This window comes from Sphingomonas sp. UNC305MFCol5.2, from assembly GCF_000712135.1.
In the GTDB taxonomy this organism is placed as follows: domain Bacteria; phylum Pseudomonadota; class Alphaproteobacteria; order Sphingomonadales; family Sphingomonadaceae; genus Sphingomonas.
This window is the reverse complement of record NZ_JOOE01000001.1, coordinates 1062517-1087095: the sequence shown is the minus strand read 5'-3', so window position 1 is coordinate 1087095 and position 24579 is coordinate 1062517. Positions and strand designations below refer to the sequence as shown.

General features: G+C 66.2%; 24 protein-coding genes and 1 tRNA gene. 16 read left to right on the top strand and 9 right to left on the bottom strand.

Annotated elements, in window-relative coordinates:
- Positions 1 to 8: 8 nt before the first annotated feature.
- The 7 genes from BR78_RS0105245 to BR78_RS0105215 all read left to right on the top strand — a co-directional run bounded on the left by BR78_RS0105245 (position 9) and on the right by BR78_RS0105215 (position 4614).
- Complete coding sequence (locus BR78_RS0105245) at positions 9 to 473, top strand: peroxiredoxin (protein ID WP_029935393.1); 465 nt, start codon at positions 9 to 11, stop codon at positions 471 to 473.
- Positions 470 to 1267: a ferritin-like domain-containing protein gene (locus BR78_RS0105240; RefSeq protein WP_029935391.1), complete on the top strand. Its 798-nt coding sequence runs from the start codon at positions 470 to 472 to the stop codon at positions 1265 to 1267. The genes BR78_RS0105245 and BR78_RS0105240 overlap by 4 nt, the downstream gene beginning before the upstream one ends.
- 120 nt (positions 1268 to 1387) lie before the next feature.
- Entirely contained in the window at positions 1388 to 2572 is a 1185-nt protein-coding gene (locus BR78_RS0105235) for a M23 family metallopeptidase (RefSeq protein ID WP_029935389.1), read from the top strand.
- A 102-nt stretch (positions 2573 to 2674) separates the two neighbouring features.
- Positions 2675 to 3016, top strand: coding sequence for an iron-sulfur cluster insertion protein ErpA (gene erpA / locus BR78_RS0105230; protein WP_029935387.1), 342 nt, complete (start codon positions 2675 to 2677; stop codon positions 3014 to 3016).
- A gap of 4 nt (positions 3017 to 3020) precedes the next feature.
- On the top strand, positions 3021 to 3794 hold the full coding sequence (xth, locus tag BR78_RS0105225; protein WP_029935385.1) for an exodeoxyribonuclease III: 774 nt from the start codon (positions 3021 to 3023) through the stop codon (positions 3792 to 3794).
- Between the two features lie 256 nt (positions 3795 to 4050).
- On the top strand, positions 4051 to 4320 hold the full coding sequence (locus tag BR78_RS0105220; protein ID WP_029935383.1) for a hypothetical protein: 270 nt from the start codon (positions 4051 to 4053) through the stop codon (positions 4318 to 4320).
- Positions 4321 to 4368: 48 nt separating this feature from the next.
- Positions 4369 to 4614 carry a hypothetical protein gene (locus BR78_RS0105215; RefSeq protein WP_029935381.1) on the top strand — a complete coding sequence of 82 codons (246 nt, stop codon included), beginning with the start codon at positions 4369 to 4371 and terminating at the stop codon, positions 4612 to 4614.
- Between the two features lie 48 nt (positions 4615 to 4662).
- On the opposite strand, the gene BR78_RS0105210 is transcribed toward BR78_RS0105215, so the two are convergent.
- Positions 4663 to 5814, bottom strand: coding sequence for a hypothetical protein (locus tag BR78_RS0105210; protein ID WP_029935379.1), 1152 nt, complete (start codon positions 5812 to 5814; stop codon positions 4663 to 4665).
- A gap of 134 nt (positions 5815 to 5948) precedes the next feature.
- On the opposite strand from BR78_RS0105210, the gene BR78_RS0105205 reads away from it, so the two are divergent.
- The gene (locus tag BR78_RS0105205) at positions 5949 to 7052 is read left to right on the top strand and encodes a fatty acid desaturase family protein (RefSeq protein WP_029935377.1); all 1104 of its coding nucleotides are present in this window, start codon (positions 5949 to 5951) and stop codon (positions 7050 to 7052) included.
- Positions 7053 to 7226: 174 nt separating this feature from the next.
- On the opposite strand, the gene lptG is transcribed toward BR78_RS0105205, so the two are convergent.
- Together lptG and lptF are read right to left on the bottom strand one after the other, a co-directional pair.
- On the bottom strand, positions 7227 to 8324 hold the full coding sequence (gene lptG / locus BR78_RS0105200) for an LPS export ABC transporter permease LptG (RefSeq protein ID WP_029935375.1): 1098 nt from the start codon (positions 8322 to 8324) through the stop codon (positions 7227 to 7229).
- Complete coding sequence (lptF, locus tag BR78_RS0105195; RefSeq protein WP_029935374.1) at positions 8321 to 9526, bottom strand: LPS export ABC transporter permease LptF; 1206 nt, start codon at positions 9524 to 9526, stop codon at positions 8321 to 8323. The genes lptG and lptF overlap by 4 nt, the downstream gene beginning before the upstream one ends.
- 156 nt (positions 9527 to 9682) lie before the next feature.
- Between lptF and obgE the strand changes: the two genes are divergently transcribed.
- The 3 genes from obgE to BR78_RS0105180 all read left to right on the top strand — a co-directional run bounded on the left by obgE (position 9683) and on the right by BR78_RS0105180 (position 12861).
- Complete coding sequence (gene obgE, locus BR78_RS0105190) at positions 9683 to 10732, top strand: GTPase ObgE (protein ID WP_029935372.1); 1050 nt, start codon at positions 9683 to 9685, stop codon at positions 10730 to 10732.
- 16 nt (positions 10733 to 10748) lie between these two features.
- Positions 10749 to 11855 (top strand): glutamate 5-kinase, encoded by a 1107-nt coding sequence (proB, locus tag BR78_RS0105185; RefSeq protein WP_029935370.1) that lies wholly within the window; start codon positions 10749 to 10751, stop codon positions 11853 to 11855.
- Between the two features lie 100 nt (positions 11856 to 11955).
- The gene (locus BR78_RS0105180; RefSeq protein WP_029935368.1) at positions 11956 to 12861 is read left to right on the top strand and encodes an NAD-dependent epimerase/dehydratase family protein; all 906 of its coding nucleotides are present in this window, start codon (positions 11956 to 11958) and stop codon (positions 12859 to 12861) included.
- Between the two features lie 312 nt (positions 12862 to 13173).
- Here the strand turns inward: BR78_RS0105180 and BR78_RS0105175 are convergent, their stop codons facing one another.
- Positions 13174 to 14799 (bottom strand): NAD(P)/FAD-dependent oxidoreductase, encoded by a 1626-nt coding sequence (locus tag BR78_RS0105175; RefSeq protein ID WP_029935366.1) that lies wholly within the window; start codon positions 14797 to 14799, stop codon positions 13174 to 13176.
- Between the two features lie 130 nt (positions 14800 to 14929).
- Here BR78_RS0105175 and BR78_RS0105170 point away from each other — a divergent pair, with 130 nt between their 5' ends.
- From BR78_RS0105170 to BR78_RS0105160, 3 genes are read left to right on the top strand one after another with little or no spacing between them, the layout of a single operon-like run.
- Positions 14930 to 15172, top strand: coding sequence for an acyl carrier protein (locus tag BR78_RS0105170; protein WP_029935363.1), 243 nt, complete (start codon positions 14930 to 14932; stop codon positions 15170 to 15172).
- Position 15173: 1 nt separating this feature from the next.
- The gene (spt, locus tag BR78_RS0105165; protein ID WP_029935362.1) at positions 15174 to 16436 is read left to right on the top strand and encodes a serine palmitoyltransferase; all 1263 of its coding nucleotides are present in this window, start codon (positions 15174 to 15176) and stop codon (positions 16434 to 16436) included.
- A 50-nt stretch (positions 16437 to 16486) separates the two neighbouring features.
- Positions 16487 to 18475, top strand: coding sequence for an ATP-binding protein (locus BR78_RS0105160; protein WP_029935360.1), 1989 nt, complete (start codon positions 16487 to 16489; stop codon positions 18473 to 18475).
- 5 nt (positions 18476 to 18480) lie between these two features.
- Here BR78_RS0105160 and BR78_RS0105155 read toward each other — a convergent pair whose 3' ends face one another.
- From BR78_RS0105155 to rplU, 4 genes are all read right to left on the bottom strand, one after another.
- The gene (locus tag BR78_RS0105155) at positions 18481 to 19068 is read right to left on the bottom strand and encodes a TetR family transcriptional regulator (protein WP_029935358.1); all 588 of its coding nucleotides are present in this window, start codon (positions 19066 to 19068) and stop codon (positions 18481 to 18483) included.
- Between the two features lie 157 nt (positions 19069 to 19225).
- Entirely contained in the window at positions 19226 to 19783 is a 558-nt protein-coding gene (locus tag BR78_RS0105150; RefSeq protein WP_197021277.1) for a GNAT family N-acetyltransferase, read from the bottom strand.
- 174 nt (positions 19784 to 19957) lie between these two features.
- The gene (gene rpmA / locus BR78_RS0105145; protein WP_029935354.1) at positions 19958 to 20227 is read right to left on the bottom strand and encodes a 50S ribosomal protein L27; all 270 of its coding nucleotides are present in this window, start codon (positions 20225 to 20227) and stop codon (positions 19958 to 19960) included.
- A 24-nt stretch (positions 20228 to 20251) separates the two neighbouring features.
- Positions 20252 to 20632 (bottom strand): 50S ribosomal protein L21, encoded by a 381-nt coding sequence (gene rplU / locus BR78_RS0105140; RefSeq protein WP_029935351.1) that lies wholly within the window; start codon positions 20630 to 20632, stop codon positions 20252 to 20254.
- A gap of 313 nt (positions 20633 to 20945) precedes the next feature.
- Between rplU and BR78_RS0105135 the strand changes: the two genes are divergently transcribed.
- Positions 20946 to 23735 (top strand): TonB-dependent receptor plug domain-containing protein, encoded by a 2790-nt coding sequence (locus BR78_RS0105135; protein ID WP_029935349.1) that lies wholly within the window; start codon positions 20946 to 20948, stop codon positions 23733 to 23735.
- A gap of 36 nt (positions 23736 to 23771) precedes the next feature.
- Here the strand turns inward: BR78_RS0105135 and hspQ are convergent, their stop codons facing one another.
- Positions 23772 to 24152 (bottom strand): heat shock protein HspQ, encoded by a 381-nt coding sequence (hspQ, locus tag BR78_RS0105130; protein WP_029935347.1) that lies wholly within the window; start codon positions 24150 to 24152, stop codon positions 23772 to 23774.
- A 135-nt stretch (positions 24153 to 24287) separates the two neighbouring features.
- Between hspQ and BR78_RS0105125 the strand changes: the two genes are divergently transcribed.
- Positions 24288 to 24377 (top strand) — tRNA-Ser (locus BR78_RS0105125).
- The last annotated feature ends 202 nt before the right edge of the window (positions 24378 to 24579 follow it).

The window sequence follows — 24579 nt, the reverse complement described above, 5'->3', positions numbered from 1 at the left end:
AGGCGAAGATGATCGAGCAGGGCGACAGGCTGCCAGAGGTGGAGCTGGAAGGTGCCGACGGGCCGTTCACACTGTCCGAGCGGAAGGGGCCGCTGTTGCTCTATTTCTACCCCAAGGACGATACCGCGGGATGCACGCGCGAGGCGCAGGATTTCTCGGCGTTGCTTCCTGAATTCAAGGCGTTGGGCGTCGACCTTCTCGGCGTGTCGAAGGATAGTGCTGCCAAGCACAGGAAGTTCGCCGCGAAATACGACCTCACCGTGCCGCTCGCCACCGATGCCGAGGGCGTGGCGATGGAAGCATTCGGCGTGTGGGTCGAGAAGCAGCTCTACGGCCGCAAATATATGGGGATAGACCGCTCGACCTTCCTGTTCGCGACGGACGGCACGTTGTTCCGCGCGTGGCGCAAGGTGCGCGTGCCCGGCCATGCCGAACAAGTGCTTGCGGCGGCGCGAGAAATGCTCGGCAAGTGAGGCGCAGCGTTGCCGAGGCGGCGCGCGCGGTGCTGATCGCGGCCGAGCCGCTCGCCAAGGTGAAGGCCGCGCGGTCGGCCGCGCGCGACTGGCGGCTGGGCCGGCTCGACCATCGTTTCGACATGGCGATGCCCGATCGGCCGGCGCGCCCGGATTGCCCGGAGCTGCTGCCACCCAACCGGATGCCCAAGCGCGGCAAGGGTGGGTCCGAGCGCGGGCGCACCGCATTGATCCACGCGCTGGCGCATATCGAATTCGCGGCGATCGACCTCGCTTTCGATGCCGTGGGGCGGTTCGGCGGCCAGTTCCCGCGCGGCTTCACCGACGACTGGATGCGGGTCGGCGCGGACGAGGCGATGCACTTCGCATTGCTCGACCGGCGGCTGAAACAGCTCGGCAGCCATTATGGCGCGATGCCTGCGCATGATGGTTTGTGGGACGCCGCGGCCGCCACCGCGCACGATCCGCTGGCCCGGCTGGCGGTGGTTCCGATGGTGCTGGAAGCACGCGGACTCGACGTCACGCCGGCCACGATCGAGCGCTTCGCGGGCGTCGGCGATACCGCTACCACACGCATCCTGACGCGCATTTTGAACGACGAGATCCGCCATGTCCGGGCCGGCACGATCTGGTTCGAATCGGCATGCGAGCGGCACGGTTTCGTACCCGAAACGATGTGGCAAGACCTTGTCGCCACGTATTTTCGCGGAGTCTTGAAGCCTCCCTTCAACGACTCGGCGCGCGACTCAGCCGGTCTGACGCGTGGCTACTACGCGCCTATTGCAGTCTCCTGATTTCTCAGGGCAAACCCCGACACGTCCAGACGCGGAGGGGGCTCTGCCGGGACAATGGAATTATCGTAGGCCGAACACCGGGTCGCATCGGTGCGCGCTTGCTTGAACCGCCGGGGACTCATGGCTGACGTTTCGAACTCTAAGAATGCGAACCTGGGCAAGCGGTTCCGTAATTTCTTCACCACCCGCGATTTTATTTTTCATGACGGCCGCGATCTGCGCCGCTTCAGCATTGCCGGCCGCACCCAGGCGCTGTTCGCCGGCGTCGCGGCGGTCACGGTGCTGTTCTCCGGCTATGGCGTGTCGCAGGCGATGGCCGGCGCGATCGCCGTCAGCGGCGTGAGCGCCGTTCCGGGTTCGCCCGAGGCGCAGGTCGCCAAGATGCGCGCGCAAGTCGCGAAGATGCAGGCCGAAGTCACCGCCGCCAAGGAAGCCGCCAAGCTGCAGGCCGCCCGCGTCGAGCAGCGCCAGGCGCTGATCTCGGCAGTGCTCTCGGGCAAGACCGATCCCGCCGCTCTCGATGCCGCGCTCGCCGAAGTAGAGCCGCTGACCAGTGCCGTCGCCGCCGAGATGCTCGCGCCGCTGCGCGAAGTCGAGCAGCGCCAGGTCGCGCTCGCAGGCAAGGCCCGCGTCGCCGGTGAAGCGCGCTACGAGCAGACCGCCAGCCATTTCCGCCGTCTCGGCCTCGCGCCCGAGCGTTTCGTCAAGGGCGGCATGGGCGGCCCGTACGAGCCGATGGACGACAATAACGATCGCGCCGCCGGTTCGGATTCGGCCGAGAGCGCCGATGCCCAGTTCCGCGCGCTCTTCCTGACCTGGAAAAAGCTCGACGCGCTCGAGCAGACGGTGATCTCGATCCCGTCGATGCAGCCGGTCGACAAGATGCTGTTCACGTCGAGCTTCGGCGTGCGTTCGGATCCGTTCCGCGGCACTGCGGCGATGCATGCCGGCGTCGACATTCCGGGCACGATCGGCACGCCGATCTACGCGACCGCGGATGGCGTCATCAGCCATGCCGGCCGCCAGGGCGGCTATGGCAATCTCGTCCAGATCAACCACGGCCGCGGCATCGAGACGCGCTACGGCCACCTTTCGAAGATCCTCGTCGCCGACAACGCCCGCGTCCGTCGTGGCCAGATGATCGGCCTGATGGGCTCGACCGGGCGTTCGACCGGTAGCCATCTCCATTACGAAGTCCGCGTCGACGGGAAGGCGGTCAATCCGATCCCGTTCCTCCAGACCGGCGAATATCTGACCGTGGCCCAGGGCCGCGCGCAGGGCGGCGTAGGCGGCCCCGCGAAGTAAGAGGCAGGAGAGGAGAGGGGCTGCCCATCGAGGCGGCCCCCACCCGCACCGCCCCATCTGCACCGCATTGCCTCGCCGCCCCTCCACCACTATCTCGGCAGCATGGCAACGATCACCCAGCCTGACATCGCGCTCACGCCTGCCGCCGCCGCGCGTGTGGCGGCGATCGCCGCGAAGCAGTCGAAACCCGCGATCCTGCGGCTCTCGGTCGAGGGCGGAGGGTGCTCGGGCTTCCAGTACAAGTTCGGCTTTGCCGATGCGGTCGAAGCCGACGACACCGTCGCCGAGCTCGGCGGCGTCCAATTGGTGGTCGATTCGGTGAGCCTCGATCTCGTCCGCGGCGCGCAGGTCGATTTCGTCGACTCGCTGGGCGGCGCACATTTCAACGTGACCAATCCCAATGCCGCATCGGGCTGCGGCTGCGGCACCAGCTTCTCGGTCTGATCGCTTGCCCAAGATCGTCACGTACAACGTCAACGGGATCAAGGCGCGCATGGAGCGCCTGCTCGAATATCTCGACGAGCAGAAACCGGATATCGTGTGCCTCCAGGAGCTGAAGGGCGCCGACGAGACGCTGCCGGTCAAGGATATCGAGGCCGCGGGCTATGGCGCGGTGTGGCACGGGCAGAAGGGCTTCAACGGCGTCGCCGTCCTCGCGCGCGGCCAGCAGCCGATCGAGCGCCAGCGCGGGCTCGAAGGCGATCCCGAGGATGCGCACAGCCGCTATATCGAAGTCGAAGTCGGCGATCTGGTGGTCGCCTCGATCTATCTGCCCAACGGCAACCCGCAGCCCGGCCCCAAGTTCGACTACAAGCTCAAATGGATGGAGCGGCTCGCCGATCGCGCCCGCGCGCTGCTCGCCGAGGAACGCCCGGTGGTGCTGGCCGGCGACTACAACGTCATCCCCAATGACGACGACACCTTCTCGTTGCGCGCGATGGCGAGCGATGCGCTGATGCAGCCCGAATCCCGGCAGCGCTACCGCAGCCTGCTCGCCCAGGGCTGGACCGACGCGCTGCGTACGCGCTTCCCGAGTGGCGGCATCTGGACCTTCTGGGACTATCAGGCCGGCTGCTGGCAGCGCGATGCGGGGTTCCGCATCGATCACTTGCTGCTCAGCCCCCAGGCCGCCGACCGGCTGGCCGGCGCCGGCGTCGACAAGGACTATCGCGGTCGCGAACGCGCCAGCGATCATGCCCCTACCTGGGTGAGCCTGCGCTAGGCACTGCGCTTTCCGTTACGGAAACGAACACGGGCGGCCGATTCCGGACACATGCCACTGTCCCTTTCCGGACACTCCCGCGCGCCATCCGCCAATTCTTGGCGTGTATTGCTGTGTTATAGCGGTGACTTGGAAGTGTAATACAGCTAAGTCGTTGAAATCCCATATTCCTGGAAACTGGCACGACCGATGCAAAGCATTGGAGGCAGGCGGCACGAGGGAGCGCCTGGTGTCACAGTAATCAGGAGTCAGGGATATGTTCAGTACTCGCACCACCGGCCGCGTCTCCAGCTTCGCCGCCGCCATGATCGCCGCCGCCGTCCTCGTCGCCGGCGCGACCGCGCCGGCTTATGCCTCGGATCCGACCACCGACGCGCCCAAGGCGTCGGCCAAGGCCAGCCAGGGCAAGCGCTATTGCGTCAAGCCGCAGGTGACGACGGGGACGGTGCTCGCGCGCACGATCTGCATGACCCGCGAACAATGGATCGCCAAGACCGGACGCGATCCGGCCGCCCCCCAGAAGTGAACCCAGCGCGGCCCGGCTCCTCGGGCCGCGTCACCAAAGGATAATGAAATGACGATATTCGCCCTTTCCGCGGCGGTGCTTCTCGCGCTCGCCGGCGCCGATCCCGTGACCGAAACCCCCACTCAGCCCGCCCCGCAGCAGTCGGCACAGAGCGGCGAACAGCCTTCGGCGCGGAAGCTCTACTGCGCGGTCGAAACCCAGACCGCCAGTCGGCTTCGCAAGAAGCAGTGCCGCACGCGCGCCGACTGGATCGCGCTCACCGGGACCGACCCGGCCGAGGAAGCGCGCAAGTAGCGTGGAATTGCCCGCGGCGCAGTTGCGTATCCGCCGCGGGCGCTTTCCTCAGAGCGGCTTCTGGTAGATCACATATTCGCGGTTGATCCGGCTCTCGATCGTATCGGCGATCGCGATCATCCCCTGATTGTCGTCGAGGATCCAGCCGATCTCGCCGCGCTCCGCGCCATAATTGGGCACGGCGGAGCGGCGGATATATTCGATCAACATGAAGGCCAATTGGCTCGCCATGCGCGAGCTCTGCAGCCTTTTGACCACGCCCATCAGCGGCACGCGCATCGTCCGCGCCTTCGGCTTGCGCAGCCATAGCAGCAGCTTGGCCCAGCCGAACGGGAAGAGCTTGCCCTTCAATGGCTTGAGCGGCTCGTTGAAGTCGGGGAGCGTGACCATAAACGCCACCGGCTCGCCTTCGAGCTCGGCGATCATGATCAGATCCTCGAAGACCAGCGGCTTGAGCTTCTTGCCGACATCGTCGATCTCGGGCTGGGTGAGCGGCACGAACCCCCAATTGTCCGACCATGCATCGTTGAGGATGGCGAGGATGATCGCCGCTTCCTCGTCGAAACGCGCCTTGTTGACCTTGCGGATGCGGATCTTCGCATTCTTCTCGCCCGCCGCGATGATCCGCTGGACGAGCGGAGGGAAGCCCTGGGTGATGTCGAGCTCATAGGTCAGCAGCTTCTTGGCGGGGGCATAGCCCAGCGCCTCGATCCAGCCCTGATAGCGCGCCGGATGATGCCCCATCAGCACCGTCGGCGAGTGATCATGACCCTTGACCAGCAGCCCCGGCTCTTCCCAGATCGACAGGCTGACCGGCCCCAGCGCGCGGGTCATGCCCTTGTCCTTCAGCCACGCCTCGGCCTGGCGAATGACCGCGACGGCAGTTTCCTCGTCCTCGGCCTCGAACAGGCCCCAGAAGCCGGTGCCCGGGCCGAAGCCCTGCTCGGGCGGCATTTCGAGCGCGAGCCGGTCGATATGCGCCGAGATGCGGCCGACCACCTTGCCGTCGCGCTCCGCCAGGAAGAGCTGCGCCTCGGCATGGCTGAACCAGCCGTTCTTCTTCGGGTCGATCGTCGCCTTCACTTCGTCGCGCAGCGGGGCGACCCAATGGGGATCGTCGCCGTTCAGGCGATAGGCGAGCTCGACGAAAGCATTGATATCCGCCTTGGTGACGACGGGACGGATGGAGGGTGCGGGCATGAAGTCGAGCCTTTGACAGAGGTGCGCCGAAGTCCTGCCTGAGGGCGGTGCTTGTCAAGCGGAACCTGTCGGGCCTCGCCCCGCCCCTGTTGTTGCCCATATTGAGCCACTATCTACGGGCAATGCACGTACCCATGAACAGTTCTATCGCACTGGATTTGCGCGAAGTCGCGGCGGCCGACGCCCCGGCCGCGCGCGCCGCGGCGGGGCGCATCGCCGACGACAAGGCGATGCTGCGCGCTGCCGCCGAGATCGCGCGCGACCTGCACAAGGCGCGCCCGGCGATCTATTGGGCGGATACGCTCGCCTCGGTCGTCGTCGGTTATGGCGCGCTGGCGCTGGCGATCACGCTGACCTCACCCGGCCTGGCATTGCTCGCCGCTTTCGTGGCGGTGCTTGCGCTGTACCGGGCGGGCAGCTTCATCCACGAGATCACGCACATGAAGCACAGCTCGGTGCCGGGCTATCGGCTGGGCTGGAACCTGCTCGTCGGCGTGCCGTTGATGGTGCCGTCCTTCATGTACGAGGGCGTCCACAACCTCCATCACGCCCGCACCCGCTATGGCACGGTCGAGGATCCCGAATATCTGCCGCTCGCGCTGATGAAGCCGTGGTCGCTGCCCTTGTTCGTGCTGATCGCGGCGCTGGCGCCGATCGGGTTGCTGATCCGCTATGGCGTGCTCGCGCCGCTCTCGCTGATCGTTCCCGCGCTGCGCAAGCCGGTGGTCGAACGCTATTCGGGGCTGGTGATCAACCCGTCCTTCCGCCGCCGCCCGGCCGAGGGCGCCGCGCGCACGCAGTGGCTGTGGCAGGAAACCGCGACCAGCGTCTGGGCGGTCGCGCTGATCGGCCTCACCGTCGCCGGCGTGGTCCCGCTGCGTGCCTTCCTGATCTTCCTCGGCGTGATTTCCGCAGTGACCGTGATCAACCAGGTCCGCACGCTGGTCGCGCATCTCTGGGAGAATGAGGGCGAGGCGATGACCGTCACGGCGCAGTATCTCGACAGCGTCAACGTGCCGCCGCCGGCTTTGCTGCCCGCGCTCTGGGCGCCGGTGGGCCTGCGCTATCACGCGCTCCACCATCTGCTGCCGAGCGTGCCCTATCACAATCTCGGCGTGGCGCACCGCCGCCTGACCGCGATGGTCGAGCAGGATTCGCCCTATCACAAGGCGAGCTATGCCGGCCTGCCGGGGCTGGTGAGCCAGCTCGCGCGCAGCACGATGGGCTTGCGCCGCTAAAGCTGGCTGTTCGAGCTGAAACGATACCGGGCCGGTCCCTCGCGGGCCGGCCCGTTTCATTTGGTGTTGGAGCTATCGGCGGAAGGCGGAGGTTCCGCAGGAACTGCACCGGCGGGCGCTACCAATGCGCCCGGCAGGCGAGGCGGCGCGATCGGGCCGATAGCGGGCGTTCCGCTACTCCTCGGTCCTGAGCAAAACCGCCTCGCCGATCATCAGGAACAACAGGAACGGCGCCCAGGCGGCGAGGAAGGGCGGGTAGGCGCCGAGATTGCCCATCGCCAGCGCGAAATTGTCGGCGACGAAATAGAGGAAGCCCAGCGCCATGCCGATCACGGCGCGGACGAACAATTTGCCCGATCGGGCGATGCCGAACGCCGCGACGGCGCCGAGCAACGGCATCAGCACCGAAGAGAGCGGCCCCGACAATTTGTGCCACAGCGAGCCTTCGAGTGCCTTGGTCGGGCGGCCAGCCAGCTCGAGGTCGTGGATCACTTCGCGCAGCGCAGTGAACGACAGGCCGTCGGCATTGATCTGGGTGAGCGTGAACTGGTCGGGGCGTACGCCATCCGCGATGCGGTGCGGCGCGAGCGGAGTCATCGATCCCGTGGCGATATCGAAACGCTGCGCGCCGTCGACTTTCCAACCGGAGCCGTCGCGCACGCCGTGCTTCGCGGTCAGGATCGCGCGCAGCGACCGGCCGGCGCGTTCATAGACGGTGATGCCGTAAAGCTGCGCCGCATCGCCGCGGCCGCGTATCTGGTCGACGACGATCAGGTCGTTGCCGTCCTTGACCCAGACGTTCGAACGGTCGCCGCGGTCGATGGGCAGCGGGCCGTATTCGACTTTCTTCCACTGCTCGAGCGTCGCGGTCGCGCGCGTGACGATACGTTCGTTGAAGGCGAAGGACAGCGCGGCGACGCCGAGCGCAGTGAGGATCAACGGCGCGAGCACCTGGTGCGCCGAGAGCCCCGAGGCTTTCATCGCGATGACTTCGCTGTTCTGGTTGAGCTGCGACAGCGCGAGGATCGTGCCGAGCAGCACCGCGAAGGGCAGGAAGGTCGCGATGAGCTGGGGCGTGCGCAAGCCGATATAGCGCCAGACCTCGGCATCGCCATTGCCGGGATACGCCACGATCTTCGCCGATTCGCTCAGCAGATCGAGCGACTGCAGGATGAGCACCAGCCCCGCCAATATGGCGAAGGTGCGCACGAGGAACATCTTGCCCATGTAGAGCGACATCGTGCGCGACGGGAAGAAATTGACGAGGCTCATGCCGGGATCTCGATGGTCTTGCGGCGGCGGCGCCCGGGCAGGCGCTTGCGGATCGCGCTCCATATCTTGGCGAACGCCTTTTCGAGCGCGCCGATCGGCTGGCCGCCCGGCACATAGGCGACGGTATGGTACATCCAGAACACCAGGCCCGCGAAGATCGTGAACGGCACCCACAAGGCGATGATCGGATCGATCCCGCCGAGGCTGCCGACCGCCTGCGCATATTCGTTCACCTTGTGATAGGTGACGATCATCACGATCGACAGGAACACGCCCAGCGCCGAGGTGGAGCGCTTGGGCGGGATGCCGAGGGCCGCGGCGAGCATCGGCAGCAGGAACATCGACACGACTTCGGCGAGGCGGAAGTGGAACGCCGCGCGGCTGGTGGTGCGCTGCACCGGCGTCGCGTCGGCGCTCTTGCCGATCACCGCCAGCTCGGGAAGCGTGCGCTCGAGGCTCTTGTCGCCGCGCTTGCGGAACTGCTCATATTTGGGAAGCGGGATCGGCAAATTGTGCGTGTCGAAGGTGAGCACGCGCGGAATCGGCGATCCCTTCGCAGTGTGGACCAAAGTACCCTTGGTCAGCCGGAAGATGATCGTGTTGGGATCGTCGGAACGGAGGAACTGGCCCTTCTCGGCCGTGACCGCGACCGGCCCCTCCTTGGTCGTCATCCGCACGAAGATGCCCGAGAGATCGCGGCCCTCGTTCGCGCTGCTCTCGATCCGCAGCGTCATCTGGGTGCCGAAGGTGGTGAACTCGCCGACCTTGATCGAGGCGCCGAGCGCGCCCGAGCGCAGCTCGAAGCGCAATTGCTCGTAATTGTAGCGCGCGCGCGGCTGGACATAGCCGACGATCGCGAGGTTCAGCAGCGCCAGCGCGATCGCATACATATAGGGCACGCGCAGCAGCCGGGTGTAGCTGAGCCCCACCGCGCGCATCACGTCGAGCTCGGACGTGGTCGCGAGCCGGCGAAAGGCGAGCAGGCAGCCGAGCATCAGGCCGATCGGAATGCCGAGCCCGAGATATTCGGGAAGCAGGTTGGCGAGCATCCGCCACACCACGCTCACCGGCCCGCCTTCGGTTGCGACGAAGTCGAACAGCCGCAGCATGCGATCGAGCACGAGCAGCATCGCCGAAATCAACAGCGTCGAGATCAGCGGAACCGCGATCAGCCGCGCCATGTAGCGATCGATCGATTTCATGCGGTGCGGCGGTCGCCTTGTCCTGTCTTGCAGCGCGACGTGCGCCGCTCAGCTAAAGCAAGAGCCTATACCCGCGGTTCCGGCCTGCGCCACCCCGAAACGACCGGCTGCCCTTCATGGGGTGACGGATGGGCGGCAACGTCTATATGACGCTCCATGCATTTTCTGGATCAGGCGAAGATTTTCGTGCGCTCGGGCGCCGGTGGACCCGGCGCAGTGAGCTTCCGGCGCGAGAAGTTCATCGAATATGGCGGCCCCGACGGCGGCAATGGCGGCAAGGGCGGCGACATCATCTTCGAGGCGGAGGCGGGGCTCAATACGCTGATCGACTTCCGCTACACCCAGCATTTCCGGGCGCCGCGCGGGCAGGGCGGCTCGGGCTCGAACCGCACCGGCGCGGGCGGCGACGATCTGGTCATCAAGGTGCCGATCGGCACCCAGATCCTCGCGGACGACGACGAGCGGACCTTGCTCGCCGATCTGACCAAGGAAGGCGAGCGCATCGTCTTCCTGCGCGGCGGCGATGGCGGGCGCGGCAATGCCAGCTACAAGACCTCGACCAACCGCGCGCCGCGCCAGCACGGCACCGGCTGGCCCTACGAAGAGGCCTGGGTGTGGCTGCGGCTCAAGCTGCTCGCCGACGCGGGCCTTGTCGGGCTGCCCAATGCCGGCAAGTCGACCTTCATCAATCAGGTGACCAATGCGCAGGCCAAGGTCGGCGCCTATGCCTTCACCACCACGCGGCCGCAGCTCGGCGTGGTCCGGCACAAGCAGCGCGAGTTCGTCGTCGCCGACATTCCGGGGCTGATCGAGGGCGCGGCGGAAGGCGCGGGGATCGGCGATCGCTTCCTCGGTCACATCGAGCGCTGCCGGGTGCTGCTCCACTTGGTCGACGCCAACGACGACGATGTCGCCGAGAGCTATCGCATCGTCCGCGACGAACTGGAGAATTACGGCGCCGGACTGACCGACAAGCAGGTGATCGTCGCGCTCAACAAGATCGACACGCTCGACGACGAACTGATCGCCGCGCTCTCCGCCGAGCTGGAAGAGGCCAGCGGCGCGGAAGTGATCCCGCTCTCGGGCGCCGCCGGCACCGGCGTCGACTGGGTGCTCGACAAGCTGCTCGAGGCGATCGGGCCGGAGGCGAGCAAGGTGAGCGACGACGACGAAGGCGAAGACGCGATCGAGTGGTCGCCGGTCTGAGCTCAGGACGACGCACATGTCTCTCTTCCCGCCCGCCTCCTGTCCGCGCATCGTCGTCAAGATCGGCTCGGCGCTGCTCGTCGATCCGGACGGCAGCGTGCGGCGCGGCTGGCTGGAGGGTATCGCCGCCGACATCGCCGCGCGCTGCCGCGCCGGCCAGCAGGTCGCGGTGGTTTCGTCCGGGGCGATCGCCCTGGGCGCGCGTCGGCTGAAGCTTCCCCGCGGCGGGCGTGCTTCGCTGGAGGACGCGCAGGCGGCCGCCGCCACGGGCCAGATCGCGCTGAGCCAGGTATGGGCCGAGACGCTGGGTGCCAACGGGCTCACCGCGGCGCAGATGCTGGTGACGCTCGACGATTTGGAGGATCGCCGCCGTTACCTCAATGCCGCGGCGACGCTCGACCGGCTGCTCGGTCTCGGTGTCGTCCCGGTGCTCAACGAGAATGACAGCGTCGCCACTGAGGAAATCCGCTTCGGCGACAACGACCGGCTCGCTGCGCGGGTGGCGCAGGCGGCGGGGGCGCAGGGGGTGGTGCTGCTTTCGGATGTGGACGGGCTCTACGATCGCAACCCGGCGCTCCCCGGCGCCGAGCATATCGCGCGGGTCGAGCGGATCGACGGCGTGATCGAGGCGATGGCCGACAAGGGCTCGGCGTCGGGCATGGGTTCGGGCGGGATGGTCTCCAAGATCGCCGCCGCGCGGATCGCCAATGCCGCGGGCGCGCATCTCGCCATTGCTTCGGGTCGGGTCGAGCATCCGCTGTCGGCCGAGGTGCGGCACACTCTGTTCGTCGCCGAGAAATCGGCGCCGGCCCGCAAGGCCTGGCTGGCGGGTGGGTTGACCGCGCGCGGCACGATCCATGTCGATGCCGGCGCGGCCAAGGCGCTTGCGGGCGGCAAGAGCCTGCTGGCCGCGGGTGCCACGCGGATCGAAGGCGATTTCGTCCGCGGCGACCTGGTGGTGATCGCCGGGCCCGAAGGGCGCCCGCTGGCGCGCGGCCTCGCCGAATATCCCAGCGACGACGCCGCCCGCATCGCCGGCCGCCGCAATGACGAGCAGGCCGGGATCCTCGGCTACGCCCCGCGTTCGGCGCTGGTCCATCGCAGCCATATGGCGCTGCTGTGAGGGCTTTCTTGCTTCTTTGTGCTCCTGCGGAGACAGGAGCCCAGGGCCCCAAAGGAATCGCTTGCGACTCTGGGCTTCTGCTTTCGCAGGAGCACGGATGATGGCCACCATCGCCATCACCGGGGGCACCGGTTTCGTCGGCTCGCGGCTGATCGCACTGGCTGTCGAGGCCGGGCACGATGTCCGCGCGCTCACACGGCGCGAACAAGCAGAGCGCAAACACGTCGCGTGGATTCCCGGCGATCTCGACGCCACCGACGCGCTCGCGAGGCTCTGTGAAGGCGCCGACGCAGTGATCCACGTCGCCGGGGTGGTCAACGCCCGCGATCGCGCCGGTTTCGCCGCCGGCAACATCCATGGGACGCGCAACATACTCGCCGCGGCCGAGGGCGCGGGTGTGCGGCGCTTCGTCCATGTCTCGTCGCTCGCCGCGCGCGAGCCCGGCATGTCCGATTATGGCTGGTCCAAGGCCGAGGCCGAGCGGTTGGTCGAGGATTCGCTGCTCGATACCGCGATGGTACGGCCGCCGGCGATCTACGGCCCGGGCGACATGGAGATGCTCGAACTGTTCAAGCTCGCGAAGAGGGGGATCGCATTGTTGCCGCCGGGCGGGCGGCTGTCGGTGATCGAGGTCGGCGATCTCGGCCGCCTGTTGCTCGCTTTGGCCGGCGGCAACAATGCGGGGCGGTCGTTCGATTGCGACGACGGCCGCGAAAACGGCTGGAGCCACAAGGAGTTCGCCCTCGCGATCGGTACAGCCACCGGCAAGCGTGTCGCCGCACTCGCGCTGCCGCGCCCGTTGATGATGGCCGGCGCGCATCTCGACCGGCTGGTGCGCGGCAAAAGTGCCAAGCTCACGCCCGATCGCGTGGCCTATTTCTGTCACGAGGACTGGGTGATCGACTCCGCCCGCCGCCCACCTGCGGATTTGTGGAAACCGCAGGTGGAGACCGAGGCTGGATTGGCGGCTACTGCTGCCTGGTATCGCGAGCAGGGGCTGCTCTAACCCATGGGCATGACACGTTGCTCTTCGTCACCCCGGCCTTGTGCTGGGGTCCACCGCGAGGCTGGACGAATAGCAAGAGCCTCGAGGCCTTTCCGTTGCCGCACCGTGGACCCCGGCACAAGGCCCGGGTGACGGGAGTTAGCCCTTGAAATGTAGGATTCCATCTGCTTGCCTGAACGCCGGCGCGGCCAAGCCAGCGCCCGCTCTTTGACGTCGTCGAAATTTGCAGCCGCGCGCAACAAGATGTCGCTGCCACGCAACGGAATTTCACATTTCGCGAGAAAAGTGCGAAGTTAAGCTCGCCGAATCCAACTACGCCACGCTCGTCATGCTCCGCGCCACCGCCTCGGCGGTCTTGATCCCGTCGATCGCCGCCGAGAGGATGCCGCCGGCATAGCCCGCGCCTTCGCCCGCCGGGAACAGCCGTTCTACGTTGAGGCTCTGGAAGTCCGCCCCGCGTGTGATCCGCAACGGTGACGAGGTGCGCGTCTCGACGCCTGTCATCACCGCGTCGGGATGGTCGTAATTGGCGATCTGGCGGCCGAACACCGGCAGCGCCTCGCGGAACGCCTCGATCACGAAGCCGGGCAGGCACGCCGAGAGATCGGTCATCTTCACGCCGGGCTTGTACGAGGGGATGACTTCGCCGAGTTCGGTGGAGGCGCGTCCGGCGAGCAGATCGCCCACCTTCTGCCCCGGCGCGTGATAGTTGGAGCCCCCCGCAATAAAGGCGAGGTCCTCCCAATGGCGCTGCAGCTCGATCCCCGCCAGCGGCCCGCCCGGATAGTCGCGCGCCGGATCGATCGCCACGACCAGCCCCGAGTTCGCGTTGAACTCGGCGCGCGAATATTGGCTCATCCCGTTGGTGACGACGCGGCCTTCCTCCGAGGTCGCCGCCACCACGCGGCCGCCCGGACACATGCAGAAGCTGTAGACCGTCCGTCCGTTGGCGCAGTGGTGCGCCAGGCTGTACGCCGCCGCGCCGAGATCCGGATGACCAGCGCATTTTCCGAAGCGCGCCCGATCGATCCAGCTTTGCGGATGTTCGATCCGCACGCCGATCGAGAAGGGCTTGGCCTCCAGATGCACGCCGCGGCGATGGAGCATCTCGAAGGTGGGACGCGCGCTATGGCCCACCGCAAGGACGACATGCTCGGCCTCGAGGAAGCTGCCGTCGTGCAGGTGCAGCCCGCGCAGCTTCTGGCGCCCGTCGGGCAGGCGTTCGAGTTCGAGATCGTCGACGCGCGTTTCCCAGCGATATTCGCCGCCGAGTTCCTCGATCGTGGCCCGCATGCTCTCGACCATGGTGACGAGGCGGAAGGTGCCGATGTGCGGGTGCGCTTCCCACAGGATGTCGTCGGGCGCGCCGGCGCGCACGAACTCCTCGAGCACCTTGCGGCCGAGGAAGCGCGGGTCCTTGACCCGGCAATAGAGCTTGCCGTCGGAGAAGGTGCCGGCACCACCCTCGCCGAACTGGACGTTGGAGTCGGGGTTGAGCTCGCCGCGGCGCCACAGTCCCCACGTGTCCTTGGTCCGCTGGCGCACCACCTTGCCGCGATCGAGGATGATCGGACGGAAGCCCATCTGCGCGAGGATCAGCCCCGCGAACAGCCCACACGGCCCTGCGCCGATCACGACGGGGCGCAGGCCGCTCCAACCCTGCGGCGCCATCGCCGGGAACTTGTAGGTCATGTCCGGTGTCGGCCGCAGGTCCTTGTCACCCGCCAGACGTGCCAGCACCGCGGCCTCGTCGGTCAGCTCGACATCGACCGTATAGACCAACTGGATGGCGTTGCGCCGCCGCGCGTCGTTGCCGCGGCGATAGACCGAAAAGCCCTTCAGCTCCGCGGGTTCGATGCCGAGCCGTTTCGCAATCGCCTCGGGCATCGCCTCGGGCAGGTGGTCGAGCGGCAGAGTGAGTCCGGACAGGCGAAGCATGCCAAGCCCCTAACGGCTAGAGCGCCGCAATCCAAACGCATCCACGCCGCCGCACGTCGCCGCCCCTTCAGCGGCGCCTTTCCGCCGCATTCGCTTGGCAGGGTTCTCCGATCGCACTAAGGGACCGCGCATGACCGAACGCTCCGAAATCTTCGAAACCGTCACCGCCCAGATCGAGCCCTTCAACAAGAAGGGCGTGGCGCTCACCGACAGCACCACCTTCGCCGGCGATCTCGAATGGGACAGCCTGACGGTGATGGATTTCGTCGCGGCGATCGAGGACGAGTTCGACATCATCATCACGATGAATATGCAGGCCGAGATCGAGAATGTCGGCCAGCTGGTGGACGCGGTGCAGAAGCTGAAGGGCTGACATGACCGACGCCATCCAGACCGCCGACGCGCTTCCCGAGAACCCCGAGGACGTCGCTCCCGAGCGCGACCTGATGTCCAAGTTCGACGGGCTCATCGCCGAGCGCCAGGCGCTGATCGATACCGGCGTCACCGATCCGTTCGCGATCGTGATGGACCAGGTCAAATCGCCTACCGAAGCGGTGATCGCGGGCAAGGACACGATCCTGCTCGGCACCTACAACTACATGGGCATGACGTTCGATCCGGACGTGATTCAGGCCGGCAAGGACGCGCTCGACCAGTTCGGTTCGGGCACCAACGGCAGCCGCATGCTCAACGGCACCTTTCGCGACCATATGGAAGTCGAGGAGGCTCTGCGCGAGTTCTACGGCGTCTCGGGCGCGATCGTCTTCTCGACCGGCTATATGGCCAATCTCGGGATGATCAGCACGCTGGCGGGGAAGGGCGAGTATGTCATTCTCGACGCCGACAGCCATGCCTCGATCTATGACGGCTGCCAGCAGGGCAATGCCGAGATCGTCCGCTTCCGCCACAACAGCGTCGAGGATCTCGACAAGCGCCTCGGCCGCCTGCCGAAGGAGCCGGGCAAATTGGTGGTGCTGGAGGGCGTCTATTCGATGCTCGGCGACATCGCTCCGCTCAAGGAGATGGTCGCGGTCGCCAAGAAGCACGGCGCCATGGTGCTCAGCGACGAAGCGCATTCTATGGGCTTTTACGGCCCCAATGGCCGCGGCGTATATGAGGAGCAGGGCTGCGAAGGCGATGTCGACTTCATCGTCGGCACCTTCTCCAAATCGGTCGGCACCGTCGGCGGCTTCTGTGTGTCGAACCATCCCAAGTTCGAGGCGATCCGGCTGGCCTGCCGCCCCTATATCTTCACTGCCTCGCTGCCGCCTTCGGTGGTTGCGACCGCCGCAGCGTCGATCCGCAAGCTCCGGTTCGCGCACAACAAGCGCGCGCATCTCTGGGAAAACGCCCGGACCTTGCACGGCGGGCTCAAGGAAATGGGCTTCCGTCTCGGTACCGAAAAGCCGGACAGCGCGATCATCGCAGTGATCCTGGAGGATCAGGAGCAGGCCGTGACGATGTGGCAGGCGCTGCTCGACGGCGGCCTTTACGTCAACATGGCGCGTCCGCCTGCGACGCCGGCCGGCACCTATCTGCTGCGTTGCTCGCTTTGCGCCGAACATACGGCCGAGCAGGTTACGCGAATCCTCGAAATGTTCCGTGCCGCGGGCCGAAGCGTGGGCGTGATAAGCTGAAGCGACTCTAATCGCTTCCCCCCGGAGCTTCTGCACCTTAGATTCGCTCTATGAGTGAGGGGCAAGTCATTGTGCTGGAGCGCGTTCGTCGCGTGACGAACTGGCGTATCCTCGTGCTCGGTTTGCTCGCCATGCTCGGGCTGGGCGTGCTGGTGGCGATCATCGTCCTTCAGCAACGTACCGATCAAGAGCGCGACCGCGCCGTCGCACTCCAGCAGCATACTTTCGAAGTCGTCATCCGCGCCAACCAGCTCTCCGTCGCTGTCTCCGCGGCGGAGGCGGCTTTGGGCCGCTATGTGGTCAGCGCCGACAAGACGCTCGGTCAGCAATATTCGGCGCAATGGGGGCGTGCTGCCGAGCAGCTAGCGCGGCTGCAACAGCTCACTCGGGACAGTCCGCGGCAGCAGGGGCAGATTGCCCAGTTGCGGCGGGCTTTCGAGGTGCGCGGGCGGGAACTGAGCGAAACCGCGCTCTATTCGACCTACAAACGCCACAACGACGCATGGGGCAGCTATTATCGCGTCCGGCAGAGCCCGGCGCGGCAGGCCGTGGAGACTCTGCTCACCCGGATCGTCGATTCCGAGCGCGTGCTGCTGCGCGACCGGACGCGCGCAGCCGGGGACTTGATCGACAATTCGAGCTTCGCCTCGCGAATCCTCACCGGGTTCGGCGTGATGATCGTCGTCGGTGCGGTGCTGCTCGGCTGGCTGGCGATCGCGGCCGAGGGAGAGCGCGCCGCCGCCGACGCCGAGGCGACCGCGCAACGCGAGCGCGCGGCTGAGCTCCAGCTCGCGGTCGACGCCGCGACCGCCGATCTGCGCGCCGAAGCGCATGAGCGCGCGCACGCCGAGGCGCAACTTCGTCAGGTCCAGAAGATGGAAGCGGTGGGCCAGCTCACCGGCGGTATCGCGCACGATTTCAACAATATGCTCGCGGTCGTTCTCGGCGGTCTCGAACTCGCCAAACGCCATCTCCATACCGGAGGCCCCGACGCCCAGCAGCATATCGAGAATGCGATGGAGGGCGCCAACCGCGCCGCCGCGCTGACCCGGCGGCTGCTCGCTTTCTCGCGCTCGGAGCCTTTATTGCCCGAACCGGTCGAGGCGGGCGGGCTGATCGCAGGCATGTCCGATCTGCTCGATCGTACGCTGGGCGACACGATCAAGGTCAAGACGCGCGATGCGGGCAAGCAGTGGGCGGTCTGGGTCGATCGGCACCAGCTCGAGAACGCACTGCTCAATCTGGCGGTCAATGCCCGCGACGCGATGGAAGGGCGGGGGACGCTGACGATCACGACCGATGGCGCCACGCTCGAGGCGAACCAGGTCGGCGAGTGCCCGGCGGGCGATTATGTCACCATCACCGTTGCGGACACCGGCTGCGGAATGACGCCCGAGGTGCTGGATCGCGTGTTCGAGCCCTTCTTCACGACCAAACCGGTGGGCAAGGGCACCGGCCTCGGCCTCAGCCAGATCTTCGGCTTCGTGCGCCAATCGGGGGGTGAGATCGGGATCGAGACCGTACTCGGGGGCGGCACCAAGGTGATGGTCTATCTCCCGCGGCATACCGGGGAGGCGGCAACCGAAGCCTTGGAAGCACCGGCACCGGCGCCTGCGCTGGCGGCGCCCGTGATGGAGGAAGCCGTACCGGCGAAGGTCTATGACATTCTGGTGGTGGAGGACGATCCGCGCGTGCTTGGCGCGACCGTGGGCGCGCTGCAGGAACTGGGGCACCGGGTGACCTCCTGCTCCGATCCGCTGGCGGCCCCCGTTGCCGTTGCGGGAATGGCGTCGCTCGACCTCGTCATCTCCGACGTGCTGATGCCTGGGCAGACCGGCCCTGAGATGATCGCCAGCCTCGGCGAGCGGCTGGACGGCGTGGCGGTGCTGTTCGTCACCGGCTTCGCCGGCGAAGCGGAGGCCGATATGTTCGGCGGCCGCGGGGTGCTGCGCAAGCCGTTCACGATGGCGTCGCTTTCGCGCGCAGTGAACGAAGCCGTGGAATATGAAGCGCGCCGGGGAACCCAGCAGGCCGCCTGAGGGCCCTAATCCTCGTTGACCACCGAGTGACGCAGTGCCGCCGCGGCCATCTCGCGCGCCTTGTCGCGGGGCAGCGAGAGGGCCCGGGCCATCGGCCCGCCGAGCAATGCGTCGCCCAGCGCCATCAAAGTCAGCTGTAGTGTCTCTTCATGCAGCGAGCCCTGGATGTCGTCATGCTCTTCGGCGATCTCGTCGACGAGGCGGTGGATTGCCTCGAGGATGGGATCCAGCGCGTCCTCGTTGCCGTTGAGGATCATCCAGCTCGCCAGCGCGCCGGCGCCTTCCTTGCCGAATGCGTCGAACGTCAAATCGACGACTTCGCGCGGATCATGATCGTCAGTGCGCGCGCGCAACACTGCGGCGCCGATCTTGGCGGTGACGGAATCGGCGATACTGGCGGCGAGCGCCTTCTGCAGGCCCGCGGCCGAACCGAAATGATGGAGGAGATTGGCGTGGGTCCGCCCGATCCGCGCCGAAACCGCCTTCAGCGTGACCGCCTGCGGCCCTGCCTCGAGCAGCAGCGCGCGGGCGGCTTCCAGCGCGGCGTCGCGTGATTCCTCGGGGGACAGACGCTTGCGTGCACTGGATGACATTGACGGAGATTGACTCTTGCTCTCGGGGAGCCCGGCTTAGTGGAGGAAGCGCCGGGGCGAAAGCGGCGAATAGGGCTGCGTTTCCGTGATCGGGACTATCCAGGCGGATGGCCGATGCGGAGAAAGGAAACGCAGCCCCTTTGCTTGGCGTGAATCGTCACGCCGCCATTCGGTTTCGCGGATCGTGGTCGCCTACGTCGCCGCCGGCCAGATCGAGTTCGAACCGAACCGAGGGGACCGCGGCGCCGCGCCCGCGCGAATAGACCGAAGTCATCCGCCCGGTCGGACGGAAGCCCAGCTTGCGCAGCACGCGCCCCGAGGCGGGGTTGTCGAGAAAGTGCCCGGCGACGACGCGACGGATTCCCGCCGCTCGCGCCGCGCGCAGCACCGCCGCCCCTGCCTCGGTCGCATAGCCGCGGCCCCACGCCTGGGGCGTGAGCCAATAGCCGAGCTCGTGCTCTTCCTTCTCGAACGGGCCGATGCCGATCCCGCCGATCAGCCGCAACGGGCCGTCCTGATGCGCGAAGATCAGGAATCTCGGTTGGGTCGATTCGTCGAAGCTGGCAGCGAAGGTCTCCGCTGCCTCGATCGTATAGGGCCAGGGCGCGCGGGCGAGATTGCGCACCACGCTTTCGTGCCCGATCGCACGGGCGAGCTCGGCGGCATCTTCGCGCCAGCCGGGCCGCAACGTCAGTCTTTGCGTACGCACGAACATGACCAGTCTCCTCGGTCTTGTGGTGCCCCTGGCGCGTCACTGTGACACCCAGTTTGCAGCCACATTTCGAGGGAGCAAAGAAAAAGGGAGCCGGGGTGACCCGTCTCCCTTTTCAGCTGGTCCGTTCGCCGGACCCGGGTCACCCTGGTGGGCAACCCGTCCGGTTACCCGATGTTATTCGGCCGCTTCCGCAATCATGTCTACCGAACAGAATTTGCGGCCGAGCTTGCCGACCTTGAACGACACGCGGCCGTCGGTAAGCGCGAAAAGGGTATGGTCCTTGCCCATGCCCACGTTCACGCCCGGATAGATCTTGGTGCCGCGCTGGCGCACGATGATGTTGCCCGCGATCACGGCTTCGCTGCCGAACTTCTTGACGCCGAGACGACGGCCTGCCGAATCGCGGCCGTTGCGCGAAGAGCCGCCTGCTTTCTTATGTGCCATTTTGCGTTACTCCTCGTATCTCGCTTACGCTTCCGCGGCCGGGGCTTCTGCCTCGGCGGGAGCTGCGGCCTTCTTCGCCTTGGGCGCGGCCTTCTTCTTCTCTTCCTGCGCACCGATCGCGGTGATCTTCAGGATCGTGTGGTTCTGGCGATGGCCGTTCTTGCGGCGATAATTGTGCCGACGGCGCTTCTTGAAGACGATGACCTTCTCGCCCTTCGCCTGCGCGATGATCTCGGCCGAGACGGTCAGGCCGTCGGTCGGCTTCAGTTCGCTGCCCTCGCCGGCGAGCAGAACGTCGCCCAGCGTGACCGTCGAACCGGCCTCTCCGTCGAGCTTCTCGACGACGATCTTGTCTCCGGCGGCAACGCGATACTGCTTGCCGCCCGTGCGCACGATAGCGAACATGGCGATGTCTCAACCTACAAAAGCTAGTGCCCGCCAAGGATTACCCCGGCAGGAGGAAGGGCGCAGCTATGCGAAGAGGCCCGCGCTGTCAACCGGGGAGTGCCATTTTCACACGCGGGAATAGGCGATTTTGCATGGGCTCCGGTCGAGTGCCGTCATCTGCCGGTTTCGCGAGGGCAGTATTTCCAGAATGTTGCGCCGTAGCAACAGCCTCTGAAATAGTATTGCAGCGCACAAAGGTTGCTCTTTCGTTACAGAAGGATGCGCGCATGATGTTCTCCGGGGAGGGGGAACCCCCAAGGGAGGCAAAATCATGCGACGCTCGATTATCTCGATGCTCTTGGTCTCTGCTTCGGCATTTGCATTCGTGGCTTCGGCACAGGCGCAGACTGACGCGACTCCGCCGGCGACCCAGGTCGAAGGCGCCACGCCCGCCGATGCGGTGCCCGACGACGATCCTGGCAATGTCATCGTCGTCACCGGCACGCGCGCCGCGAACCGCACTGTCGCCGACAGTCCGGTGCCGATCGACGTGATCTCGTCCGAGGCGCTCTCCAGCTCGGGACTGGGGGAGACTAACAAGATCCTCAACAATCTCGTCCCGTCGTTCAACTTCCCGCAGCCTTCGATCACCGATGGCACCGACGTGATCCGCCCCGCGTCGCTGCGCGGCCTCGCGCCCGACCAGACTTTGGTGCTGGTCAACGGCAAGCGCCGTCACGTGACGGCGCTGCTCAACGTCAACGGATCGGTGGGACGCGGCTCGGCCGCGGTCGATCTCAATACCATTCCCGCGCTCGCGATCGACCGGATCGAAGTGCTGCGCGACGGCGCCTCGTCGCAATATGGCTCGGACGCGATCGCCGGCGTGATCAACGTACAATTGAAGCGCGCCAATCATGGCGGCCGCGCATCGGTGAGCTACGGCAAGTACATCACCACGATGAGCGGTGTGCCCAACGTCACCGGGCTCGCGCTGACCGGCGGCCAGCCGGTGTTCGATCCCGCCGACGGCCGCATCCTCGCCGCGAATCGCAGCGGCGAACGCAAGGCCAATGACGGCGATCTGTGGACCCTGGGCTTCAATGTCGGCCTGCCGATCGGTCCCGAAGGCTATTTCAACATCACCGCCGAATATCGCGACCGCGACAATACCAATCGCGCCGGATACGATCTCCGACCGAACTACAACCGCCCGACCGCTGCGTTCGACTCGCGCGAAATCGGCTTCAATCGGCTCAACTTCCGGTACGGCGACCCGAAGACCGAGGACTATAACGTCTTCGTCAACACGGGCGTGCCGATCGGCACGTTCGAGCTCTATGCCTTCGGCTCCTATTCCAAGCGCGACGGTCTGAGCGCCGCGAACTGGCGCCAGTCGGCCTCAGCGAACAACCGCGACTGGTCAGTCATCAGCCCGGCGACCACTCCCACGACGGCGAACTTCGTCCCGCTTAGGGCCGACGGCTTCCTGCCCTTCATCCACTCGGACCTGACCGACTATTCGGCCGCGCTCGGCATTCGCGGCGACGTTGCCGGCTTCTCCGCCGATCTCTCGGTCGTCTACGGCCACAACCAGTTCGATTATCGCACCGAGAACAGCCTCAACACGTCGTACGGCCCCACATCGCAGCGCGATTTCGATTCGGGCGGCCTGGCCTTCGGTCAGCTCACCGCGAACCTCGATCTCAGCAAGGAATTCGATTTCGGGCTCGCCAAGCCGCTGACGCTCGCGTTTGGCGCCGAATATCGCAACGACGCGTTCAACATCCGCCCCGGGGAGACTCAATCCTATGCGATCGGGCCCTATTTCCGGGCAGCGTTCGCGACCACCGCGCCGAACTGCGCGACGCAGGGCGGCGTCTATAACGCAGTGACCGGCATCTGCACTTTCCCCGGCCGCGGCGCATTGGTCGGCGCGCAGGGTTTTCCGGGCTTCCCCGCCTCCGCCGAAACCGATGTGAGCCGGCACAGCTATGCCGGCTATGTCGAGCTCGACACCGACCTGTTTCAGGGCTTCACCGTCACCGCCGCGGGCCGCTACGAGCATTTCTCCGATTTCGGCGGCACGCTGAACGGCAAGCTAGCCGCGCGCTACGAGTTCACTCCCGGCATCGCGATCCGTGGCTCGGTGTCGAACGGCTTTCGCGCGCCCTCGCTCCACCAGCAATACTTCACGACCACTTCGACCAATTTCATCTCGGGCGTGCCGGTCGAGATCAGCACCCAGCCGGTCTCCAGTCCGGTGGCGCTCGCGCTCGGTTCGAAGCCGCTCGAGCCCGAAAAATCGGTCAACTGGAGCGCAGGCGCCACGCTCAACCCTTTCCGCGGCTTCAGCCTCACCGCCGACTATTATCACATCAAGATCAAGGACCGGATCGTCCTTACCGAGAATCTCGGCGCGGCGGGCAGCGGCACGGCGGCGGTTAACGCCGCGGTGAAGGCAGTGCTCGACGCCAACGGCTTCCAGTCGGTCGGCGCTGCACGCTTCTTCATCAACGGCCTCGATACCACCACCCAGGGCGTCGATGTGGTGGCCACCTATCGCATCGGGCTGGAGTCGCTTGGCAACTGGTCGCTCTCGGCGGCCTATAACCGCAACACCAACAAGATCGATCGCCGGATCACCGATCTCGGGCCGCTGGCGCAGATCCCGGGGCTGGTCCTGTTCGGCCGCGTCGAGGGAATCCGCTTCACCAACGGTCAGCCGAGGGACAAGGTCGTGCTCAGCGCGGACGGATCACTGGGCGCGTTCGGGATCACCGCACGCACCACGCGCTACGGCGAAGTCATTGCTCCCGGCGCCACCGCGCCGATCGCCGATCCCACCAGCCTGACAGCTTATGGCCCCGACGACGTATTCCTCGAGCCCAAATGGGTCACCGATCTCGAGCTGCGCGTGACGCTCAAGGAGCACGCCACCTTCGCGTTCGGCGCGAACAATCTGTTCGATGTCTACCCGACCGCGCGGCCTACCGGTGCGCGCCCGACCAATGTGGGCGGCTTCTATCCGGTCGACGCCTATTACCAGCCGTACAGCAGCTTCTCGCCGTTCGGCTTCAACGGACGTTTCCTCTACGGGCGTTTCACCGCGCAATTTTGAGCGCAAAAGGAAAGGGGGCCGCGCGGCCCCCTTTTTCTAGTGCCGATGAAGCGGCTTCAGCTTGTACCGCCCGCCGGCATAGCGCTCGAACAGGCCCGCGATCGCGGGATGATCGACGGGTTCGTCGGTTTCGTCGACCACCAGATTCTGTTGGCTGACATAGGCGATGTAGCTCGATTCGGCATTCTCGGCGAGCAGATGGTAGAAGGGCTGGTCCTTGCGCGGCCGTACGTCCTCGGGGATCGCTTCATACCATTCGTCCGAATTGGCGAAGACGGGATCCACGTCGAAAATCACGCCGCGGAAATCGAACATCCGGTGGCGCACCACATCCCCGATCGCAAAGCGGGCCGAGGATATCGGCGGCATCGGCACTGCGGCTTCGAGGGGAAAAGCGGGGATGGGCTCACGCGACATGCCAATAATCTAGTGCTTGTGCGCCGCTGCACAAGCACTGCGCTTGCGGCCCCGGATTCATTGCGCTAATGGCCCGCCCTCATCGACCGGTGCCGGTCTCGGGATACCCCGATGGTCGGCATCTTAAGACCTCGCGGAGAGGTGGCAGAGTGGTCGAATGTACCGCACTCGAAATGCGGCGTGCCCTCACGGGTACCGTGGGTTCGAATCCCACCCTCTCCGCCACTTCTCGTCTCATCACGCCCACGGGACGGCTGGCAGGCGCGTTTGGCGCCGGCATCGTTACCCCTCGAGCTCCTCGAGCGCACCGCATGATCATGGACGAGGGTTGGCCTCTCCGGAGCTTCATCTCCTCTTAACCCGCCTTGCGCAGGAAGGGCATTCAAGCGGCGTCGGCATATTCGGCCCGCAATTTGCCGGGGTCGCG